The following is a 21960-nucleotide window of genomic DNA, read 5'->3' as shown; positions in this document are numbered from 1 at the left end:
ATCCATTCTTATACAGCCAGCACAACAAATAACTTAACATTACCCCCGCAAAAGTACAAACTGACATGTACCATCAGCGACTACCTTAACAATAAAAATTACTTATCAAAAATTTACCTCAAATCAGCATCTATCATTTTCACCTTTGCTATTAAACCAGTACCAGACTAAAAAAGAGGAACCATAAAAAGGTATAATTAAACCTATCTAAACATATTGGCACACCATGATTAGCTCCGAATCGCGCCTGCTTATTATCGATACAAGCACCAACTATCTGTCATTAGGAATCCATCAAAATGGATATACCCACAGCATTTACGAAGCAGTGGGCGCAAAACAGTCCGAACTGATATTACCGCGTATCCAACAATTGCTAGACACAGCCAGCCTGACACTGGCGCAGCTAGATGCCATAGTATACGCACAAGGGCCGGGCGCCTTTACCGGATTACGTATCGGGTTGGGCGTGGCTACCGGTCTGGCACTGCCAAACAACCTGCCTCTGATTGGCATTCCCTGTCTGGATGCCGTCGCTGCGCTGGCACCCAGCCAACCATGTGTACTGGCCGCAACCGATGCACGCATGAACGAACTGTTCTTTGCCTGGTACGACACCCAAAATCATAAACGTTTGAGCGATTATCTGGTCGGTTCTGCCAGCAGCATCCAGCTTCCGGCCGACCAGCATACTGCTATCGGCATTGGCAACGCCTACGCTCTGGATATCATCTTACCAGTTTCAGGACAGAATCTTATGCCTGGCGCACAGGAATATGCCCAACTGGCCTTATCCGGCCGTTATATTCCTACCAATGCTGCTCATGCCAGTTTGCATTACGTACGCAACAAAATTGCGCTAACCGCTGCCGAGCAGGCAGCCAGACGTGCTGCGGGTCAGACAGCATGAATATCCGTGCCGCTACCCTTGCCGACATCCCCGCTTTGCATGCCATGGAACAACAGTGCAACCCCTCGCCATGGTCAGCAGCGCAACTCACCAGCAGCATCAATGCACCACAGCCCGTATGGATAATCGACTTGCCCGAACACGGAGTGGTCGCCATGCTGGTCTGGCAAAAACTACCGGACGAGGTAGAAATCCATCTGCTCAATACCCATCCGGTACACAGACGACAAGGGTATGCACAACAATTACTTGAACATTTATTTCAGTGGGCACAACAGCAACACATCAGCCGTATACTGCTCGAAGTCCGTGCCAATAATTGCGGCGCATTACAGTTGTATGAACACAATGGTTTCAAACGTTGCGGCCTGCGCAGAAACTATTATCAAAATGGCGACGATGCCGTGCTAATGGAAAAACTATGCTAGACAGCCGCTACCTCTACTTACACGAAGCAATGGGCTTGGGCCCCATGTGGTTATCACAGGCTGCTCATCTAATCATTCCAGATTCAGCCGAAAAAAATACCACAGTAGACAACAGCACTGCACCCACTCGCCAGCCTGCACCCGCCAGAACTGGCAAGCAGCAATCCATAGCTGCTGTCAAGACCGCGCCAGCACACAAATCTTTCCCGCAGCCAACCAACCGTCACCGCGCTGCCTTACAACAAATTATCGGCCAGCGCCCTTCTACAAACCTACCAGAAGTACAAACAGCAGTAGACACCAGCATCAATACCAGCAGCCACAAATCCATAGCAGGCGAATTAAATATCAGCTTTGAGGCCATACCTACCACACTGATAACCTGCACCCGCTGCAACCTGCATCAGGAACGCTGCACCCCTCTGCCCGGCTACGGTGCAGTCAACGCACGCCTGCTGGTAGTCAGCTCCAATCCGGCACCACCAGACGACAGCAGCCAGCAACTTTTCAGCGGTGAAGTCGGCAAACTGCTCAACAACATGCTGGCCGCCATCAATATCAGTACCGAAGAAGTTTTCTATACCAGTCAGGTAAAGTGTGCGCCCAACATCAGCCTGCGCATCACCGCCGAACATCTTCACGCATGTTTGCCCTACCTGAGTGCACAAATCGAGCACATCAGGCCACAGGCTATCCTGCTACTTGGTCAAATATTCAGTCAGCTCGACCAGAATACACTGGCGCAGAATCTGCATAACGTCCCATATGTCATATCACCTCATCCGGCACGATTATTGCGGCAAAGCCACTTAAAGGCCACAGCATGGGCGGCATTGAAACAATTGCGTAATTATTTACAATAATCTGTCTCAAAAAAGCAGTCTTACTAAGGATAAGTACGCACAAGCCAAAATATCTATGTTAAAATATGATAATAAAATTTTAAATAAATAAAATCAACATATTATGCATATTTCTCTTGGTCCTGTCGTGATGATCCTATTGGTGGCCGTTTTGGCCGCCATCATCTGCCGACGTCTGCACATTCCCGCCATGCTCGGCTACCTTGTGGTTGGCTTTATTGCCGGCCCAGGCTGGCTGCATTTAATCAACCAGAATCATGCCACCGAATTTATCGGCGAAATCGGCATTACCTTCCTCATGTTCAGCATCGGGCTGGAGTTTTCCATTGGCAAACTTAAAGCCATGCGCCGGCTGGTGCTCGGACTGGGTGGATTACAGGTTGCACTTACCCTGACTGCCCTCTTTATCATACTTGGCATCATGGGCATCCAGCTCACCTGGGCATTTACCCTTGCCGCCGCCATGACTATGTCGTCTACCGCCATCGTCAGCCGCATCATGGTAGAGAAAAACGAACTGGGGCAACACTACGGCCACATGATTATGGGCGTATTGCTGATGCAAGACATCGCCGTCGTACCGTTGATGATCCTGTTTCCCGCACTGGCACATAGCAGTGACGGCCTGATACTACAAATGGGCAAAGCCCTGCTCACCATGGCAGTGGCACTTGGCCTGCTGCTGGTAGTCGGCAGCAAAATCATGCCGATATGGTTTCGCCTGATTGCACGTACCAAATCTAGCGAACTATTCATGATAAACGTATTGCTGGTTACACTGGGCGTTGCCTATCTCACCCAGCTGGCCGGCCTGTCGCTGGCACTGGGCGCATTCGTGGCTGGTATGCTCATTTCAGAAACAGAATACCGCTATCAGGTAGAAGACGACATCCGCCCTTTCCGCGACATCCTGCTCGGCTTTTTCTTCATTACCATCGGCATGAAACTCAACATACAGGTATTGCAGTCAAGTTGGTTATTGATACTGGCACTATGTGCACTACTTGTCATCCTCAAAGCACTGGTACTGTATGGCATTAGCCGCTATATGAAAGAAAATACCGGCGACAGCCTCAAAACTGCACTGTATCTAGCGCAGGGCGGTGAATTCGGCTTCGTCATACTAGCCATCAGCGGTGCTCTCAAACTCATCTCACTCGAATTGCAACAGGCAGCCATTGCAGCCGTCCTGCTTTCCATGATATTGGCGCCCTTTATCATGAAAAGTGCCGACATAATCGCCAAACTATTAGTTAAACGCAGCTGGGATGAACAGGCAGTTGACTTGCAGAGCATACTGGTTGACACCATGAACAAATCCGACCATATCCTCATCATCGGCTTTGGTCGCTGTGGCCAGAGTATCGCCCGCGTCTTGCAACAGGAAGATACCCCCTACTACGCCATCGATCTGGATGCCGAGCGCGTGGCTACCGCCAAGGCAGCCGGTGAACCGGTTACCTTCGGAGACGCCAAAAGGCAGGAAGTATTACAAGCAGCCGGATTAAAACGTGCTAATACCGTACTCATCACCATCAACAACATGACCGAGGCCAAACATATCCTCAGCAACATCATGCTAGTTGCCCCCACCATGCCCGTAATCGTGCGCGTCACCAGCGACGACAACATCCCCGTCCTCACCAATATAGGCGCCGATGACATCGTTTCTGATGAAAAAGAATCCAGCCTTACGCTAGCCAGCCAAGCACTATTAAGCTCAGGTAAACCATTCGATGAAGTTTATCAAATCATGCAGCGTATCCGCCAAGACCGCTATCAGGCACTAGAAGGCTTGTTCGCAGGCAGTGATGACGAAATTTCCGATGAAAGTATTCATTACTTCCGTCAGGCTTTCACCCTGCCACCGGATGCCTTTCTAGTAGGTAAAAGCATCAACGACTTGCCACTAGACAAACTGAATATAAAACTGCTTTCCGTGCGTCGCAATGCTCACCAGCTACGCGAGTTTAATCCAGACTTCCGCTTCAAAGCCTCAGACACCCTGGTAGTACTCGGCCTCAGAGACAAAGTAATTCTCTTTGAAAACTGGTCACTACAAGGAACAAGCTAATTTTTTCACAATCAGCACTTGCCATAAGGAAACATATCTGGTTTAATACGGACTTTCCCAAGCACGGGTGATTAGCTCAGTTGGTAGAGCGTCTGCCTTACAAGCAGAATGTCGGCGGTTCGACTCCGTCATCACCCACCAGTTTTCTATTTTATGCATAGCATAAAATATGCGCGGTGGTAGCTCAGTTGGTTAGAGTACCGGCCTGTCACGCCGGGGGTCGCGGGTTCGAGCCCCGTCCGCCGCGCCAAAAAAATAAAAAAAGCACAGCTTCTGCTGTGCTTTTTTTATTATCATCTCAAATCAAGTATTTCAAATTGGCCTTGCAGTTAAAGCGTTCAAACCTACCATCAATAAAACCAGCCATCTTAAATATGTATCTTCCCTATTCAGCTACAGCACAGTTACACAGATAATATACATACCTATCATAATAGAATTATCTATTCAAAATGCTCAACCTGAACTAACCAATACCATCATCACCCCAAACACAAGATTATGCTGCATAATTGTTAAATTTTGTTTAATATACTATTATTCATCGTATTATTAATAGAAAAAACATACTTCCTTTTTTTCTATTCAGAGGTAGGCATGCATTCAATCACACAACAACTGAACGATTTACATCAAACCACAAAATGAGAAAGGTTTATCGTGGGAAATACCGATTATCTGATTGAAGTAAAAAATGTTTCCAAAAAGATCAAAGGCCGGCAAATTTTGGATAACATTTCATTCAAAATTGCACCTGGCCGAATTATGGGTTTCATCGGCCCCAATGGTGCCGGCAAAACCACCATGCTGAAAATGCTCACAGGTTTAATGTTTCCCACTTCAGGAGAGATTAAAATCTGTGGCCATGATATTCAGCAAGACTACGAGCAAGCCGCACTTAATCTGGGTACCATAATTGAAAACCCTGAATTTTATAATTATATGTCTGGTTTTAATAATCTACAGGTATTTGCTGATATGAGCCGCCAGCCAATCAGCAAAAACGAAATAATGCAAACCTTAGCCACTACCGGCCTCAAAGGGGCTGAGCAGCAAAAAGTTAAAGGCTATTCTTTAGGCATGCGGCAAAGATTGGGCGTAGCAAACGCCACCATCCATCAGCCCAAAGTATTAATACTGGATGAGCCCATGAATGGCCTCGACCCTGAGGGAATGAAAGACTTCCGCAACCTGATGAAAAATTTTGTCCGCAACGGAAATAGCATCATTATTTCCAGCCATCTTCTCGCCGAGTTACAGGAAATTGTTAACGATATCTTTATTGTTAACCATGGCAGACAAATATACGCAGGTACAATGACTGATTTCCTCAGTAAATCCAATAATATTGTTCACGTAGAAGTGGGCGGAAATGTATTAGTGGCAGAAAAAATACTACAAGAAAAAGGATATCAGGTTACCAACCAGCTCAATAGTCTTGAAATCACAATTAACCAGAATGATCACGACCCACGTGCGGAAATTGCCAAACTGCTGGTTGAAAACAATATACCCTTAATCGGCTTAAAACTAACACACTACTCTCTGGAAGACTCATTCCTCAATACCATTAACAGCGATAATCAAAAAAGAGGTTAACCAATGAAATTACTGATTAATGAATGGCGTAAATACCTTCGCAACGTTCGCAGCGCGATTATCATACCTTTAATATTATTAGTCGTATTAATCATTTATTTTTGCACTATAGGTTTTATATTTTCGAAGACAACGCACTCACTTTCCGTTGCAGATTGTAACAAGGCATTTTTTTATGGCATAAGTATTTGCTACTATTTTATCAATTTTATCGCTATTATTTATGCTTCCAATATTCTGAGCTCAGAAATATCCAGGGGTACAATTAAATTTATCCTCACACGTCCTTATCAACGTTACAAAATACTACTGGCAAAAATTGGAGCAATAACAATATTAATGCCAGTGATGCTGATTATATTTGTAATCATCACTTTATTATTACAGTTACTAACACTACACCATTTGCCAGAACTTAGTATAATAATAAAATATACTAAAATATGTAGCCTATACATATTAGGGGTTACAGTATTTTTTACTGCATTTGCACTAATGCTTTCTTCTCTGACCAGCAGCCCTGCCTTTGTTACCGGTTGCTGTATTGTGTATTATTTCTTTGCTGCTGGTCTGTGGGCGTTAATCAATTTAATTTATCTTGACCTACCAACAGACGGATGGTTATATAAATTATGTCCTTTAAATGTAAAGAGCTATTTATTTGATTTAATGAAAGATGCAATCGAAAATCCTATTCATAATGAATTCTATATCGCCTTACTGGCCGATATTGTTTATGCGTGCATTTTCTTCCTGATAGCTGTGCTGGTATTCCGACGGCGTGATATCTCATTAGCCAATTAACAGTGACTTTACTGAAGCCATATAACAGGCCAGATTCTAAAAATCTTTTGGAAAATAATTAACACCAAAACCACCTTTTTCCAATCTGGCCTTATCATTTCCAGTCTGGAATACTTTTAGTTAAACCAGCAAATATAAAATACCACCAATCAAGCATATTTAATACTAAAAAACCAGTAATGATCATACTGATTAAGATATTTCCGGTTTCAATGCAAATTGCTTAACCACAATTTATCAAACTGTCTAAACAAAAAAGAGACCCGCTAATTCAGGCCTCTTATCCATAAACACCCAAAATTAAATATCCAGCTTAGGCAAATTATTGACTATTTTCAGCGTTTCCAGACTGACTGTAATTACTCTCTGGAATAATTCCAGCGGATATCTGGCATTATGCATAGTCTCCATTGCCCAGTCATTAACATCATTCACAATACCGCTATTTTTATGCGTACTCACGCCTTGCCTTTCCATCACCCATTCCAGCGCAGATTTGCCATTAACGATATAGCTATACGCCTCCAGCGGAATATCCCTGATGGTAATAAAATTATTATAAATTACCGTAGCTTTTTCACCTTTTTTGGCAAACTTCATTTTGCTCACGTAGAAATCGTTGTTACTTAATTCATTTAACTTCCTTTTACCAGTATCTAAGGTTACCGCATACAACGGCTGGCTTTCATAGTTCAGATGTAAATCTGCCAGATTACGCCCTGCCTGACTGAAAGCGGTAAAATCAGCATAGCTTTTCACACACGGAATCCGTGGCAATTCTTTAATCAGATTATCTGCGTACCGCTCTTTATATTCTTCACTATGCAGTAAACCATAAACATAGTAGAAAATATCTTCCTTACTGATATTTTCATGCGGATAAGCTGCCTGAAAGTGTTCCAAACCAGCATCACTGATACCGTCTTTACGAATATACTTATCTGCCCCGCTTTCTGCATTTTCATCAGTAAACATATCCTTTGTGGAATCACCAGTCTGCTTAATATTTTCTTCTTTTTCATAGAGATAAAGAGGAAAACATTGACCTTTTGAAATCATTTCAAGGTCAGGAATATAATTGGTAATAAATCCACAAAACTCTTTGGTTGATCCTCTACCGGTTACACAAATAACCAAATTTTCAGTTGTTTTATTCGGAAACATTTTTGGTATTTGATAAATACTATTATTTAATATTTTATTAAAATAAAAATAGTTTTTTGTAAAAGGCCTATATAACGAATAAGTTATATCCAATTGATTCAAAACATATATCTTTCCTTTTTCTAAATCCCTTTTATTTGCAATATCCCAACTAAAAAATTTTGAATCTAATCTTATAAAATCTTCCACTTTAGTGGGTTTCATTGGCGTTGCTAAATATCGATTAACTTCATCATTATAAAAATTAATCGATTTTTGAACGTTATTAATTAATTTTTGTTTGGAAGCATTATAAACCCATGCATCTCTATTAGTTTTAACACCATTGGAATAATTATTAAATACAGCTATTACTTTCTTATCTTTTTTATTCCCTAAGCTGATGTAGTTATTAAAACTATTATCTCTTTGATTGAGCCAATCATTATGTTGATCGGGAATAATCTGTTGCCAACCATTAATGGCTGTAATGCCATTAATACTAGCAAGCTCGGCAATTTTTTCAAGCTTTTGTTCACGCGTCAGATAATCACCGATATCATGAAAGTAAATCTTTCCATGCTCTTTTGAGCCTGGATTTTTAATTAGTAGGCTAATGGCAATAGGTGCGCGGCTACCACTACCAAAAATTTTACCACCTTCTTTACGAGAGCGCTCCCCAGAAGTTCGTTGATTACCCCTTAAATGAAATATATAAATCGAACTAAACTCCTCTGCCAGACATTTTCTTAATCCAGCAGCGGCATTGCCATCAATGAAACCACCATTAGATACAAATCCTATTACACCAGCATCATTAATCCTGTCACTTGCCCAGCGAATAGCCCTAATATAGGAATCATAAAGTGAAATTTTTAAGGTTGCTGTTGATTTATTAGCATAAGTTGCCGTAATTCTTGAATCCAAATGTGGATATTTGAAATTGGCATTATTATCATTGGCACTTTCCTGCCCGACTGAATAAGGTGGATTGCCCATAATTACCTTGATATCCAATCCTTGCTGCCTCTTTCTGCGCGCGCTATTGTCTACTAGTATCTGGTCAATTAAATCTTCCTTTTCATACATCTGGAAGGTATCGGTTAAACAAATGCCTTCAAATGGCTGATAATCACCTCCTATCAGTTCATGATAGGTTGCTTCTATATTAATGGCGGCAATATAGTAAGCGAGCAAAACCAGCTCATTGGCATGGATTTCTTTCTGATATTTATCCGGTAGCCTATCCAGCGGGATTAAGCCGCTCTGCAACAAGCGGGTAATAAAGGTGCCGGTGCCGGTAAACGGGTCGAGGATATGTACATTTTCGTCAGCCAGACTTTGCCCAAATTCATTTTTCAGCACGTCATTAATGCTATGAATAATAAAATCTACTACTTCAACAGGTGTATACACAATTCCCAGCCGTTCGGTCAGTTTGGGGAAAGCGCTACGGAAGAATTTATCGTACAGCTCCACTACTATTTTTTGTTTGCCCTGAGCGGTCTGTACATTAGCCGCCCGACGTTGCACGCTCTGGTAAAATTTTTCCAGCGAGTCGGCTTCCTTATCCAGCCGGTGCTCCTGTAACTTGTCCAATATCTTCTGCATTGCCTGCGACATCGGATTATATTGAGTAAAACTGTAATCTTGGAATAATGCATCAAATACTGGTTTGGTAATCAGGTGTTGTGCCAGCATCTCAATAATTTCTTCATTGCTGATGGCGTCGTTGAGGTCGTCTCGCAATTCATTGGCAAATTCATTAAACAGGGCAATTTCTTCGCTATTAGCGGAGTTGGCTAAAATTCCTTGAATACGACTAATATGGGTATTGGCTATTTTGCCAATGTCTTTTGCCCAGTCTTCCCAGTACTCGCGCCGCCCACATATTTTCACTACCTTGTCGTAAATAGCCCGTTCCAGCTCATCTACTTTAAAGTGCAGGTCAAATTGCTCGCTAATTTGCGGCGGGGTTTCTGCTGTACCAATACTGTGTTTGCCGCGACCTGCATTTTCATTGCTGATGCCGGCCGTTTTGCGCTGGCGCTTGCTCAGTTTATCGGTAATGACGATAACTTCCATTTTTGATTTATCAGCACCATCAAACTGCATTTTATTTACCATGCTTTCAAAGGTATCATCATGCGCCCTTAATGCCTGCAATACCTGCCAAACCACTTTATAGGTTTTGTTATCATTCAGCGCTTCATGTGGTTCCATGCCGGCAGGAATCACTACCGGTAATATTACGTAACCACGCTTTTTACCTTCGGCCTTGCGCATTACCCGCCCAACAGATTGCACGACATCTACCTGTGAATTGCGTGGGGAAAGAAACATCACTGCATCCAGTGCCGGCACATCTACTCCTTCTGACAGGCAGCGTACATTGCTGAGAATCCGGCAGTGATTACCAGCAATATCGGCTTTTAACCAATCTATTTTGTCTTCTTTTTCACTGGCATTCATACTGCCATCGATATGTTCTGCTTCACAGGTGAGCTGTAATGCAGGGTTACAGGCTAAATCTTTTTCCTGTGACTGATAGGCTTCTACTACATGCTGAAAATTATCTGCTATGGTTTTGGAGCTGACTTTATGATTGCCGGATTTACCTCTTGCTGTTGGTTCAATTACCCTACAGAAAGCTACAGCTCTGCGCATCGGTTCTGGGTCGTCCTGCATATCCAGATAGCTGCCGAATTTGGATAATGCTTTCCAGCAACCAATAATTTTAGCTGCATCATCAACTTTAAGATCATTATCCGGCGAACTTAGCAGCTCTTGTAAACGCTGACTGACATGCTTTTCTTCGATACTGAGCACAATTACCTTGTAGTCTACCAGCAATCCCTGCTGCACTGCCTCTGAGAAATTAATGACAAATAACTCTTTACCATATAGTTGTTCATCATCCATGGAGCACAGCGTTACGTTGTCCTTTTCGGCACTGGCTTTGGCAGTGTTTGCATAGATACGTGGTGTAGCGGTCATATACAGCCGTTTGCTGGCAACGATGTATTTATTGTTATGTACTTTGACAAAACTGGATTCATCATCATTGCCAAAGGTGGCGCCAGTGGTGCGGTGTGCTTCATCACAAATAATCAGATCAAACGATTCTAAACCAGCAAGCTGCGCCTTATGAATAACGTCGATGGAATGATAGGTAGCAAACACAACGCTCATGTGGTCATTATCATGTCGCTTGCGCATTTCCTCTGCCAGCCGCTGGGCATTAGTAGTAGCAGGAAAACGCAGCTCATGGGTAAGCAGCTGCACTTCATCATCATTATTGTTTTTTTTCTTGCCAGTAGTACTGTCTGAACATACGGCAAAACTATGCAGCAGGGTGGTTGATTGTTGTGTCCATTCAGTTAATGTCTGTGACAATAATGACAGACTTGGCACCATAAACAATACTCTTTTGCCCTTACCCGCCAGCTTTTCCGCTATTTTGAGGCTGGTAAAGGTTTTGCCGGTGCCACAGGCCATAATCAGCTTGCCGCGTTCGGCAGTGGCCAACCCCTTTTCAACTGCTGCTAAAGCTCGTTTCTGATGATTCCTTAATTCTTTTTTGTTTTTTAACACCGGTCTGCTATCAGGCTGGTATTGTGTCCAGTCTATCTGGCTATTTTCCAGATCATGCAGGTCGATAACGCTAACGGGAATCTGTTGGTTATTCAATGCATCTTCGGCATTTTTACTCCAATAACTGCTGGTACTGACAATAATCCTGTGAGCAAAGTCTGATTTGCCAGAAGCAGTAAAAAAACTGTCGATGTCTTTTTTCTGAATACAGTGGCCTTCATCATAGAATTTGCATTGAATAGCATGCAATTCATTAGTGCCTCTAGTTCTTGCGATCAGATCGATACCGGTGTCCACTTCTCGCTTACCCTGTTCGCGCGCCCATTGAGCATAGGTATAAATTTCACTATACAGGTCTTTGTAGGTTGCTTCATTTTTTAGATATTGCACAATCAATTGTTCGAAATAAGTCCCTTTTTCTCTTTCGGTCTGAGAATTAGTGCGAAATGTGGCTAATAGTTGTTTTAGTGGAGACATGGCTTCTATGCTATGGAATTAATTATGAAGAAGAATAACTTTAATGCTGAATTCGTTATTTTAATACTGAACAGATAAGCGATAAACTACTATATGTATACAATTTATAAAGCCCAAATAGTTTATACTGTTTAGCCATTAAATTAGTATAAAGTATCAAGCAGGGGAAATATATGTAATCAACTACCGGTTGAGCCGGAATATAAGCTGGATAATTCGGCTATTTACAGCCGGCATCTGCCCACGATTAAGCAGTTGCAATATTTTCTGGCAGTGTGTAAAGAAGGCAATTTTCGCAAGGCTGCCAGCAGGCTGGGGATAAGCCAGCCACCGCTATCCATGCAAATCAAGGCACTGGAAGAGAAACTGCAAACCACGCTGTTCGTGCGCAATACCCGTTATGTGGTGCTTACTGCATAGGGCAGACAGTTTCGGGATAAAGCCAGAAACTGGCTAGAAGATTTATCGCTGGCAATAAGCAATGTTAATCATCACTCTACCGAATAGATAACCATTGGTATTACTAAAATTCTGGGGTTTAATTTAGTTCCGCTTTTCAATGAATTTATCAGCCGCTTCCAGCAACATATCGACCTGTTGCAGCAAGACTATTCTTCCAAAAAGCTGCTGGCTGAATTCAATAAAAGCAATATTGATTTGGTGATTATTTCTGATTATAAGCACAATAGTCATCAGGCCAATAGTTTATTGGCCTACCAGGAAATAATGCTATTAGCATTAGTAGAGTATCATCCGGCCTGCGCACAGGAAAAGGTAGATTTGAATACAGTGGTGGATTTGCCTCTGTACTGGTGCAAACCTTATCAGAATCCGGCGTTGTATGACCGGCTGCAAAAGATAATCAGCCAATTACCAACCCCGCTGACTTTGCAGCAGAAACTACCTAACTTCTTAACTATGCTGATGGTAATAGCTATGGGCAGAGGTATGCTGTTGCTGCCAGCATCAATAGCGCAGGCACAGATGCAAGGAGTGGTGTATAAAAGGCCGACTGCAAAATATGTGCGGCAGCTATCTATGAATATGCATCTGCTCTGGCATAAGTCGGCGGCGGAAAACACCATAATCAATGAGATGATTGGGTACTTTAAGCTTCACAATACAGCTTCTGTATCCGTATAAAAACTTTGTATCCTGCTATCCTAAAAAGGACACAATAGATTGATATATTTTTTATATCAATGATTTTGTATTTCTATTCTCAAGTTTAATTATTTACTATTAAGCGTAATTGCAGTTAAGGGCGATTCAATGGAAAGTGTACTAAATGACGGTGATACTATTTTAGTCAATCATGCCAAGAATAAGCCCAGTTCAGACCTTTATGTTATGCGTATCGGTGAGGATTAATTGTAAAACGTATGCAATCTCTACCAGGCAGACGGCTTCTTGTAATGTCAGCCAATGAAGCCTATGTACCTTTCGAAATTGATACATCATCACCTGCAAGTGATGTATCAATTATCGGCAAGGTTGAATGGTTTGGCCGACACATTTAATAATATGCAAAAAATGAATATGGAAACTTCAAATTAGTACTAAAAGCCTAAGCAAAAATTTTATGTCTAAGTGTTTGCTTACTTTCTCAGAATTTAGACAAATTTTTTACTGTATAGTAGTTATTGACTCAAAAAATAATTGTTGCAGCAAAATTCCTATTCTAATGTGAGCAATCGTACCACTTATCGATTGATTTTAAAAAATGGATTATGGAAGATTGATAATTTCCGTGTATTGGGCTATTTACGTAAAACCTGATGTCCTTACTGTCCGTGTTTGGTACACCATTGATTTAAGCAGCTACTTTGATATATGCCCGCTGGGATTGCGATTAATATTCAATTGTCATTTATCAGTGGCACAAATAAAGTCTGCTGTACACAGGTTTCCTGAAAACCTTCAGCAGTTTTATCGATTACCCACAAAAACTGTACCCCGCCCTCATCCAGTGGCAGTACCATGCGACCACCTATTGACAGTTGCTGCAATAAAGGCAATGGTACTTCTTTCGGGGCGGCCGTGAGAATAATGCCATCAAAAGGTGCCTCCTGCGGCAAACCCAGATAACCATCACCACACACCAGCCGTGCATGAGCCAGTAAGCGTACTGCACGCAGATTCTGTTTGGCACGTTCATGCAGCGGACGCAGACGCTCGATTGAATAGATTTCATTTAAACCCAGCGCTTGCAAAATCGCTGTCTGATAACCACAACCCGTTCCAATTTCCAGAATACGCAACTTATTACTTATCGGTCGGTTGCTAAACAGTAACTGTGTCATCACCGCTACGGTATAGGGCTGGGAGATAGTCTGCCCCAGACCTAGCGGCAAAGACATATCATCATAAGCATGAGAGCGCAGTGCTTCTTCAACAAACACATGTCGCGGTACGGCAGACATGGCAGACAGCACTTCAGCACGGGTGATACCCATCTGCCGCAGCCTTTCCACCATCCGTGCACGCCGAAATTCATACCCTGTCCAGCTCACGCCCTGTCCCACTGCTATCACCACTGTATATCTTGCAAAAATGTGTTTACTGCACCCATTTGCTGATAGTTGGTTAAATCAAGTGTCAGCGGAGTAATGGTGACAAAACCGGCTTCGTTGGCGCTAAAATCGGTATCCTGACAGCTGGTATCAGCAGCGCCCACACCCCCGATCCAGTACATGGTTTCTCCACGCGGGCTATCAAATGGCACGATACACTGTTCATGATGTCGTCGTCCCAGTTTTGCTACCTGATAGCCTTGCACCGCATCTGCATTGACTGCAGGAATATTGATATTCCATAAAACGGTTTCCACTGCTGGCTGCGCACACACCTTAGCTAATACGGTATGCACTGCTTTTTCGGCTGTAGCCCAGTACTGGCCACTGCGATCGTTAATAGAAAATGCCAGAGCAGGAATACCCATTAAAAAAGCTTCGGTAGCAGCGGCTACGGTACCGGAATACAAAACATCATCGCCCATATTGGCACCATGATTGATACCAGACAGAACTAAATCAGGTTTAAAATCAGCCATGGTATGTAAGGCTACATGAATACAGTCGGTTGGTGTGCCATTAACATAATAGAAGCCATTCGAGGCTTTTTTAATAGACAAGGGGCGATTCAAGGTAAAAGAGTTACTCACTCCACTCTGATCGCTTTCCGGTGCCACTACTCTTACCTCAGCAAACTGTGCTGCAACCTTAGCCAATAAGGCAATCCCCGCTGACAAATAGCCGTCATCATTGCAAATTAAAATTTTCATAACCATCCAATTCAAAATTTCTGTCCTGCTGCTTTTATACTTTCAGGCCTATTTATCTTGTCGTAACCAGCCAATCCCATTTATTTACCAGAAATCATGGATAGCAGTTAGTACACAAATCAGCCTGTGCAAAACAGGTATTATTACAGCCAGTATGCCGATTCACTATTTGCTATCTGAATATTATTTTTGTGTACCTACAATTGCAGCAATCTGTATACACTCAGCATCTTGTCCGATTGCTAATTATAAGGGTTTGCATTCATTCTAGCAGCTATATCTGCGATTTTTACCCTCTTATCCCTGTATCCGGTACAGGTATTGAGCTGCAAATCAAGTATTGTAAACAGTACTAACAAGCAAATCAGCCCATATAGTACAGCTATATTATTGTATACAGCATAAATATAAAAACGAACCAGAACGGTTCGTTTTCTACTTAAATTAGTACCGGCACAGCAAATAATTTTATGTAGTAAAAGCCAGAAGCAGTATATAACACACTATTACTGCCCAGCTTTTACCTGCTGAAACAGACGTACAGCCAAACGGACAGCATCCTGCGATTTGGGCGATACCACGAAACTTTTATCCAGCACTTCCTTTGTAGGGAATATGCTCGGATCGTTACTGATTTCATTGTTCATCAGTGCCCGTGCCGGTTTGCTGGCTGGGGCAAACGTAACATAGTTACCATTTTTTACCGCTACCTTGGGATCGAGTGTGTAATTGATGTATTTCAAGGCATTGGCTACATTCTGAGCATCTTTGGGAATCATAAACGAATCAATCCAAATCCCAACACCCTCTTTCGGAGCCAATACTTGCAAATGCACGCCACTTTTGGCATCTTCCGCCCGTTTTTTGGCAATATTCAGATCACCACCGTAACCAGTAGCCACACACAAGTCTCCGCGAGCCATATCATCAATATAGCCGGAAGAACTGAAGCGCTTCACATCATTGCGCACGGATTTAATCAGATTGGTAGCGGCACGAATATCCTCCGGCTCACTGCTGTTCGGGTCTTTACCCAGATAATGTAAAGCCAGTGGATAGAGTTCGGTAGGGCTGTCAAACAGGGAAATACCGCAGCTTTTCAGCTTATGTGTGTATTCAGGATTAAATACCAGATCCCATAAATTATCCGGCAGTTTGCCATCCAGTGCTTTTTCAACTAGTGTGGTATTAATCCCGATAGTATTCATACCCCAGAAATACGGCACTGCATATTTATTACCCGGATCTACCTTATCCATCATTTTCAGCAGATCGGGATCAATGTTGTTGTAATAAGATAGCTGGCTTTTGTTTATCGGCTGGTAAGCACCCGCCTTGATTTCACGGCCGACATTGGCAATAGATGGTACCACCAGATCATAGCCGGAACGGCCAATCAGGATTTTGGCCTCAAGAGTTTCGTTACTATCGTAATAATCATAACGAACCTTAATTTTATTTTCTTTCTCAAAGGCTTTAACTGTATCCGGATCAACATAATCCGACCAGTTATAGATATTAAGCTGGTCAGTTGAATTCATGACTGCGTTATTGGAAGCAGCATTTTTATTTGTTGTACCGGCATCCGAGCAGGCAGTCATCAGCACACTTACGATGGCTGACAATACCAGTGATTTTTTCATACACGATTTCCAATTTGTATGCCCGTTGTAACGGGGAAGCAAGTATCCATGACGTGCACCAGCACAGCCACCACTAAACCGACATTAAACTGTGAAATACCGTACCTTGCAAGAGCATTTGGCAAATTATTACAGAGTAGCAGCCCGTAAGGATACAAAACTGCAATTCGCACTCAAAAAATCAGACGGAAAAACCAGAATAATCCTCCGGCCAGCACAATGGATACTGGCAAGGTAAGTACCCAAGCTATCACCAGATTTCGAATAGTGGATTTCTGCAATCCACTTTTATTTGCACTCATGGTACCGGCAATTCCCGAAGTCAGCACATGCGTAGTGCTCACTGGCAGACCAAAACGGTCAGCAGCCAAAATCAGTGTGGCAGTTACCAGCTCGGCAGAAGCACCCTGCGCATAAGACAAATGAGTTTTACCGATTTTTTCGCCTACGGTAACCACAATACGCTTCCAGCCAACCAGTGTGCCCAGCCCCAGCGCCAGTGCTACCAGTACCTTTACCCATGCCGGAATATATTTCGTAGCATGATCAATCGAAATGTGATATGCATTTAATCTATCCAACTGGACTGCGTTCAGATTATATTGGCGATGCAAGGTATTTTTTTGCAATAACGTTAAAGATTCGGAAACCAAATACATATCATTACGGATATTACCTACCTGTTCAGGCGGTAAATTACTCAAGCTGGCGCTTTTACTTACATCATGCTTAATGATTTGTATTAATTGCGCCAGTGCAGCCAGTTGCTCCGGCGTACCCTGCTTGTCTTCCACCAAAGCCGTTACCTTAGCTCGCGCATCAGTATCTGTATGCAATACTAGCCCCGGAGGCAGCAAATCTTCAATGGTTTTCTGCGCTGCCAGTGAATTGGCTGAAAACTTCGCCCATTCCTCTTTTGGCACGGCATGATTGAGTGCATATGCCATTGGCACTGTACCAATCAATATTAGCATAATCAGCCCCATGCCTTTTTGTCCGTCATTTGAACCATGAGCAAAGCTCACTGTAGTACAGGTAAAAATCAGCAACAAACGAATCGGCCACGGTGGCGGTGTATCGTTTTCCGGCGCTTTGTATAATGCCGGGATACGCAACAGCTTTTTCGATAAAATCAACAATAACCCCGCCAGAATAAAGCCGAGTAGTGGCGAAAATAATAATGACTCGCCCACATTAATTACCTGACACCAGCTCACACCACTGGTATTCCGATGTGCCGACATCAGCTGATTAGCCACGCCCACCCCGATAATTGAACCAATCAGCGTGTGTGAACTGGAAGCTGGCAATCCCAGCCACCAAGTGCTCAAATTCCAGATAATAGCAGCGCAAAGCAAAGCAAAAATCATTGCATAGCCAACATCACTACCCATGTGCAGTATCAATTCCACCGGTAGCAGAGAAATTATCCCATAGGCCACTGCACCGGTGGACAGCATCACACCGAGAAAATTAAAGGCCCCTGACCAGATTACTGCTGTATTGGGTTTGAGTGAGTGTGTATAGATCACACTGGCCACTGCATTGGCTGTGTCATGAAAGCCATTCACAAACTCAAATGCCAGCGCAATCAGCAACGCTACTGTTAATAATGCGTATACCAGTAGCGAAGAACTGGGCACGCCCTGCAAATCACGGTAAATACAAACACCAGCATAAGCCAGCCCGCCCAGCAGTATCAGTAGAAACAGAATTTTACTTACTTTACCAGTTTTCCCGGATGCAGACATAATTGCCCCAGACGACGAAGTCGCAGAAGAAGCAGACACAGTTTTTTCCTATTACCAGATACTATCCTGACTTATTGTAAAAGACCAATATGACAATTTTGTGACAAACACAAATTTATTGCCAATCAAACGAAATTCTTCTTGTTAGTCCATTCTCAATCACTGGTAATCTGATTACAAAAAGCCACACATCTGTGCCAGCATAACACTAAGTTTTTATTAACACTGCGGCACTGAATTTCCGCATACACATTGTCCAGCCACTTCAGTATACAGACAGAGGTTAAACTCTGCTATTACTGGCTTATAATAAATAAACAAATACGTTATGAATGTATATTAAAATCAGGTCTTGGATAATAATATTTACACTTTTCCGATGACTGAGAAAAGAAACATAAAAATTACATATTTATATTATATATTTAAATAAATATCCAGCTAAAACAACTTCATTTAGCCTGCTTAATCATAATTACAATTATTAAAATTAAAAACACAAACATTGACGTTAACATTTTTATTTTTTAAAGTTACAAGCTACATAGCAACCTAAGCTTTCGGTATTTAAAATTAATAACACTCACTCTTTATCACACAACAACCGCATACATATCACCAAACTTATTGCAAACAGACTGATACATCGAGGAGGAATTACATGCACACATGGGTACAAAGTTACTCCGCATTAGGCAACAGCATTTATCTCACCCTGCTGGCTGCCCTGTTACCTATCATCTTTTTCTTTGTGGCGCTTACAGTTTTGCGCATGAAAGGCCATATTGCTGGTGCCATTACCCTGATTCTAGCCATTATTGTGGCTGTTACTGCTTACAAAATGCCATTTACGCTGGCTTTATCTTCCGCCCTGTATGGGTTTTGCTATGGCTTGTGGCCAATTGCCTGGATTATTATTACCGCCGTTTTTCTCTACAACCTCACCGTCAAAAGTGGCCAGTTTGACGTTATTCGTGCTTCCATTCTTTCCATCACCGAAGACCAGCGTCTGCAACTGTTGCTTATTGGCTTTTGCTTTGGTTCTTTTCTGGAAGGTGCGGCCGGATTTGGTGCACCTGTTGCCATTAGTGCAGCTTTGCTAGTAGGACTGGGCTTCAAACCTTTATATGCAGCTGGCTTGTGCCTGATTGCCGATACTGCACCGGTAGCCTTTGGTGCACTGGGTATTCCGATTCTAGTGGGCGGACAAGTATCCGGCATCGACCCGTTCCATATCGGCCAGCTTGCCGGCCGGCAATTACCCATGATGTCTATTGTCATCCCGTTCTATCTGATATTTATCATGGACGGAATGCGCGGTATTCGCCAAACCTGGCCAGCGTTGCTGGTTTCCGGTGTTTCTTTCGCCACTACGCAATTTATCACCGCCAATTTTATCGGGCCTGAATTGCCAGATGTTACCTCAGCATTGGTAAGCTTGGTATGCCTGGCACTATTTTTGCAAAAATGGCAGCCAGAACAGATATTTACATTTAATGGCATGCAGCAGCCGAGTAAACAGTGCAAACCAAAAGAATATAACACCAAACAAATTGCTCTGGCATGGTCACCCTTTATTATTCTGACTATCTGTGTTGCCGTGTGGACCATCAAACCTCTACAAGCCTGGTTTAACTCATTTAGCCTAATCAAAATTCACTGGCCAATGCTGGATAATCTGGTGATTAAAACCACACCTATCATCGCGGAAAATACCCCCCTCGCCGCCGAATTCAAGCTAAATCTGATAGGTGCAGTAGGCACATCCATTTTATTGGCAGCCATCATTTCCATATTAATCCTGAAAATAAAACCGCGTCTGGCTGTCGATACCTTCAAACATACACTATACGATTTACGCTATCCGATACTGTCGATTGGGCTGGTACTGGCGTTTGCCTACGTAGTTAATTACTCCGGTCTGTCATCAACCCTTGCATTAGCGCTGGCCGATACCGGTAAAGCCTTCCCGTTTTTCTCACCATTTCTTGGCTGGGTAGGTGTTTTCCTCACTGGCTCGGACACCTCTGCCAATGCACTGTTTGGCGCTTTGCAAGCCAATACTGCCATGCAGGTAGGCATGGATCCCGTACTTGCCGTTGCTGCTAATTCAGTTGGCGGGGTGACCGGTAAAATGATTTCACCACAATCTATTGCTATTGCTTGTGCTGCGGTGGGACTGGCTGGCAAAGAATCCGACCTGTTTCGCTTCACCGTGCGTCACAGCCTGTTCTTCTGTGTGATTGCCGGCCTGTTTACCTTTGTACAAACTTATCTGTTTCCATGGACACTAACCTTGTTTTAATTGTCTATTGCACAAAAGCCCGCTCAACAAAGCGGGCTTTTGTTTGGTAGCAGCAACATCTATTTTAACCACCGGTTTTCGCCATAATGCGTACGATTTTGTCTGGCTGCTCATTAAACTCATGTTTTTCCGGTTTCAAATCCACCGCCTGCTGAATCGCAGCTTCCAGCTGTGCATCCGAACAATTTGCCGCCAATAATGGCTTTAATGCCATACTCTGCTCCTGCCCCAGACACAGATACAAAGTCCCATCCACAGACATGCGTACGCGATTACAGGTAGCACAGAAATGCTGCGAACGCGGTGTAATTAGCCCCAAAGTAAAGCGACCATCTACACTTTCCCAATATTTGGCCGGCCCGCCCCCGTATACACGCCTGCTTTCATGCAGCTGATACTTCGGACGCAGATTTTCAATCAGCTCCAGCAAATTAAAATATTCCAGTTTCCGCCCGCTTACACCCATCGGCATTACCTCAATCAGGCGCAGGATAAAACCATTGGCAATACAGAACGCCACCATATCCTCAATATCACCGGTGTTCACTCCCGGCAGCGGCACCATATTAATTTTAATCTGCTCAAAGCCTGCATCCCGTGCTGCCTGCAAACTGTCAATGACTTTATCAAAGCTATCTTTGCCGGAAATTTCCTGCACACATTCACGTCGCAATGAATCCAGACTCACATTCAGCCGGTTCAGCCCTGCCCTACGTAAATCTTGGGCAAAACGCTTCAGCTGCGTACCATTGGTGGTTAACGACAAATCTTCTACTCCTGGCAAAGCTGCCAGCCGTGCCACCAGCTCCGGCAGATTCTTGCGCAATAGCGGCTCGCCGCCGGTTAGCCGAAATCGAGACACACCCAAGCGTGCAAAAGCCCCGGCAACACGCTCAATGTCTGCAAACGACAGCCAGTTAGCCGGCTTTTCAAATTCAGTAAACCCTTGCGGAATACAATAAGTACAGCGTAAATCGCATTTATCCGTTACCGAAATGCGTAAATAATCAATACGTCTGTTGAAGCGGTCAATCAGCATGAGAAAAGTAAGCGCCTGTAAGAAGGAAAATCATTTCAGAAATAAAA

At 43.2% G+C, this 21960-nt stretch carries 15 protein-coding genes, 2 tRNA genes and 1 pseudogene; 12 read left to right on the top strand and 6 right to left on the bottom strand.

Annotated elements, in window-relative coordinates:
* The first annotated feature begins 226 nt into the window (after positions 1 to 226).
* From tsaB to BGI33_RS04085, 8 genes are all read left to right on the top strand, one after another.
* The gene (gene tsaB / locus BGI33_RS04120) at positions 227 to 910 is read left to right on the top strand and encodes a tRNA (adenosine(37)-N6)-threonylcarbamoyltransferase complex dimerization subunit type 1 TsaB (protein WP_100090060.1); all 684 of its coding nucleotides are present in this window, start codon (positions 227 to 229) and stop codon (positions 908 to 910) included.
* Positions 907 to 1338, top strand: a complete 432-nt coding sequence (rimI, locus tag BGI33_RS04115) for a ribosomal protein S18-alanine N-acetyltransferase (protein WP_100090059.1) — start codon at positions 907 to 909, stop codon at positions 1336 to 1338. The genes tsaB and rimI overlap by 4 nt, the downstream gene beginning before the upstream one ends.
* A complete protein-coding gene (locus BGI33_RS13715) occupies positions 1332 to 2201 on the top strand; it encodes a uracil-DNA glycosylase (RefSeq protein ID WP_306807414.1) in 870 nt (289 codons plus the stop codon). The genes rimI and BGI33_RS13715 overlap by 7 nt, the downstream gene beginning before the upstream one ends.
* A 100-nt stretch (positions 2202 to 2301) precedes the next feature.
* On the top strand, positions 2302 to 4275 hold the full coding sequence (locus tag BGI33_RS04105; protein WP_180297629.1) for a cation:proton antiporter domain-containing protein: 1974 nt from the start codon (positions 2302 to 2304) through the stop codon (positions 4273 to 4275).
* A 65-nt stretch (positions 4276 to 4340) separates the two neighbouring features.
* Positions 4341 to 4416, top strand: a tRNA-Val gene (locus BGI33_RS04100).
* A 32-nt stretch (positions 4417 to 4448) separates the two neighbouring features.
* Positions 4449 to 4525 (top strand) — tRNA-Asp (locus BGI33_RS04095).
* 410 nt (positions 4526 to 4935) lie between these two features.
* A complete protein-coding gene (locus BGI33_RS04090; RefSeq protein ID WP_100090057.1) occupies positions 4936 to 5874 on the top strand; it encodes an ABC transporter ATP-binding protein in 939 nt (312 codons plus the stop codon).
* A gap of 3 nt (positions 5875 to 5877) precedes the next feature.
* Positions 5878 to 6678 carry an ABC transporter permease gene (locus BGI33_RS04085; RefSeq protein WP_100090056.1) on the top strand — a complete coding sequence of 267 codons (801 nt, stop codon included), beginning with the start codon at positions 5878 to 5880 and terminating at the stop codon, positions 6676 to 6678.
* 300 nt (positions 6679 to 6978) lie between these two features.
* Here the strand turns inward: BGI33_RS04085 and BGI33_RS04080 are convergent, their stop codons facing one another.
* On the bottom strand, positions 6979 to 11892 hold the full coding sequence (locus tag BGI33_RS04080; RefSeq protein ID WP_100090055.1) for a DEAD/DEAH box helicase: 4914 nt from the start codon (positions 11890 to 11892) through the stop codon (positions 6979 to 6981).
* Positions 11893 to 12147: 255 nt separating this feature from the next.
* Between BGI33_RS04080 and BGI33_RS04075 the strand changes: the two genes are divergently transcribed.
* From BGI33_RS04075 to BGI33_RS04065, 3 genes and pseudogenes are all read left to right on the top strand, one after another.
* Positions 12148 to 12312: a LysR family transcriptional regulator gene (locus BGI33_RS04075; protein ID WP_180297006.1), complete on the top strand. Its 165-nt coding sequence runs from the start codon at positions 12148 to 12150 to the stop codon at positions 12310 to 12312.
* Between the two features lie 87 nt (positions 12313 to 12399).
* Entirely contained in the window at positions 12400 to 13035 is a 636-nt protein-coding gene (locus BGI33_RS04070; RefSeq protein WP_100090053.1) for a LysR substrate-binding domain-containing protein, read from the top strand.
* 99 nt (positions 13036 to 13134) lie between these two features.
* Positions 13135 to 13412, top strand: a pseudogene (locus tag BGI33_RS04065) (S24 family peptidase); the annotation flags it as partial.
* Between the two features lie 339 nt (positions 13413 to 13751).
* Here the strand turns inward: BGI33_RS04065 and BGI33_RS04060 are convergent.
* The 4 genes from BGI33_RS04060 to BGI33_RS04045 form a co-directional block, all read right to left on the bottom strand.
* A complete protein-coding gene (locus tag BGI33_RS04060) occupies positions 13752 to 14405 on the bottom strand; it encodes a protein-L-isoaspartate(D-aspartate) O-methyltransferase (protein ID WP_306807480.1) in 654 nt (217 codons plus the stop codon).
* Positions 14406 to 14422: 17 nt separating this feature from the next.
* Positions 14423 to 15175, bottom strand: coding sequence for a 5'/3'-nucleotidase SurE (gene surE, locus BGI33_RS04055; RefSeq protein ID WP_100090109.1), 753 nt, complete (start codon positions 15173 to 15175; stop codon positions 14423 to 14425).
* 506 nt (positions 15176 to 15681) lie between these two features.
* Complete coding sequence (locus BGI33_RS04050) at positions 15682 to 16818, bottom strand: polyamine ABC transporter substrate-binding protein (protein ID WP_100090052.1); 1137 nt, start codon at positions 16816 to 16818, stop codon at positions 15682 to 15684.
* Positions 16819 to 16991: 173 nt separating this feature from the next.
* On the bottom strand, positions 16992 to 18569 hold the full coding sequence (locus BGI33_RS04045; protein WP_100090051.1) for an inorganic phosphate transporter: 1578 nt from the start codon (positions 18567 to 18569) through the stop codon (positions 16992 to 16994).
* Between the two features lie 661 nt (positions 18570 to 19230).
* Here BGI33_RS04045 and BGI33_RS04040 point away from each other — a divergent pair.
* Positions 19231 to 20874: a lactate permease LctP family transporter gene (locus BGI33_RS04040; protein ID WP_100090050.1), complete on the top strand. Its 1644-nt coding sequence runs from the start codon at positions 19231 to 19233 to the stop codon at positions 20872 to 20874.
* Positions 20875 to 20938: 64 nt separating this feature from the next.
* On the opposite strand, the gene moaA is transcribed toward BGI33_RS04040, so the two are convergent.
* Positions 20939 to 21913 carry a GTP 3',8-cyclase MoaA gene (gene moaA / locus BGI33_RS04035; RefSeq protein ID WP_100090049.1) on the bottom strand — a complete coding sequence of 325 codons (975 nt, stop codon included), beginning with the start codon at positions 21911 to 21913 and terminating at the stop codon, positions 20939 to 20941.
* Positions 21914 to 21960 lie beyond the last annotated feature (47 nt).

It is taken from the genome of Snodgrassella alvi (genome assembly GCF_002777425.1).
Classification (GTDB): Bacteria; Pseudomonadota; Gammaproteobacteria; order Burkholderiales; family Neisseriaceae; genus Snodgrassella; species Snodgrassella alvi_B.
The sequence above is the reverse complement of the archived record's forward strand: the minus strand, read 5'-3'. Positions and strand labels throughout refer to the sequence as shown.

Coding starts and splice junctions, on each gene's coding strand:
- rimI (WP_100090059.1), top strand. CDS start 907: ATGAATATCCGTGCCGCTACCCTTGCCGACATCCCCGCTTTGCATGCC.
- BGI33_RS04040 (WP_100090050.1), top strand. CDS start 19,231: ATGCACACATGGGTACAAAGTTACTCCGCATTAGGCAACAGCATTTAT.
- tsaB (WP_100090060.1), top strand. CDS start 227: ATGATTAGCTCCGAATCGCGCCTGCTTATTATCGATACAAGCACCAAC.
- BGI33_RS04050 (WP_100090052.1), bottom strand. CDS start 16,818: ATGAAAAAATCACTGGTATTGTCAGCCATCGTAAGTGTGCTGATGACT.
- BGI33_RS04045 (WP_100090051.1), bottom strand. CDS start 18,569: ATGTCTGCATCCGGGAAAACTGGTAAAGTAAGTAAAATTCTGTTTCTA.
- BGI33_RS04080 (WP_100090055.1), bottom strand. CDS start 11,892: ATGTCTCCACTAAAACAACTATTAGCCACATTTCGCACTAATTCTCAG.
- BGI33_RS13715 (WP_306807414.1), top strand. CDS start 1,332: ATGCTAGACAGCCGCTACCTCTACTTACACGAAGCAATGGGCTTGGGC.
- moaA (WP_100090049.1), bottom strand. CDS start 21,913: ATGCTGATTGACCGCTTCAACAGACGTATTGATTATTTACGCATTTCG.
- surE (WP_100090109.1), bottom strand. CDS start 15,175: ATGAAAATTTTAATTTGCAATGATGACGGCTATTTGTCAGCGGGGATT.
- BGI33_RS04085 (WP_100090056.1), top strand. CDS start 5,878: ATGAAATTACTGATTAATGAATGGCGTAAATACCTTCGCAACGTTCGC.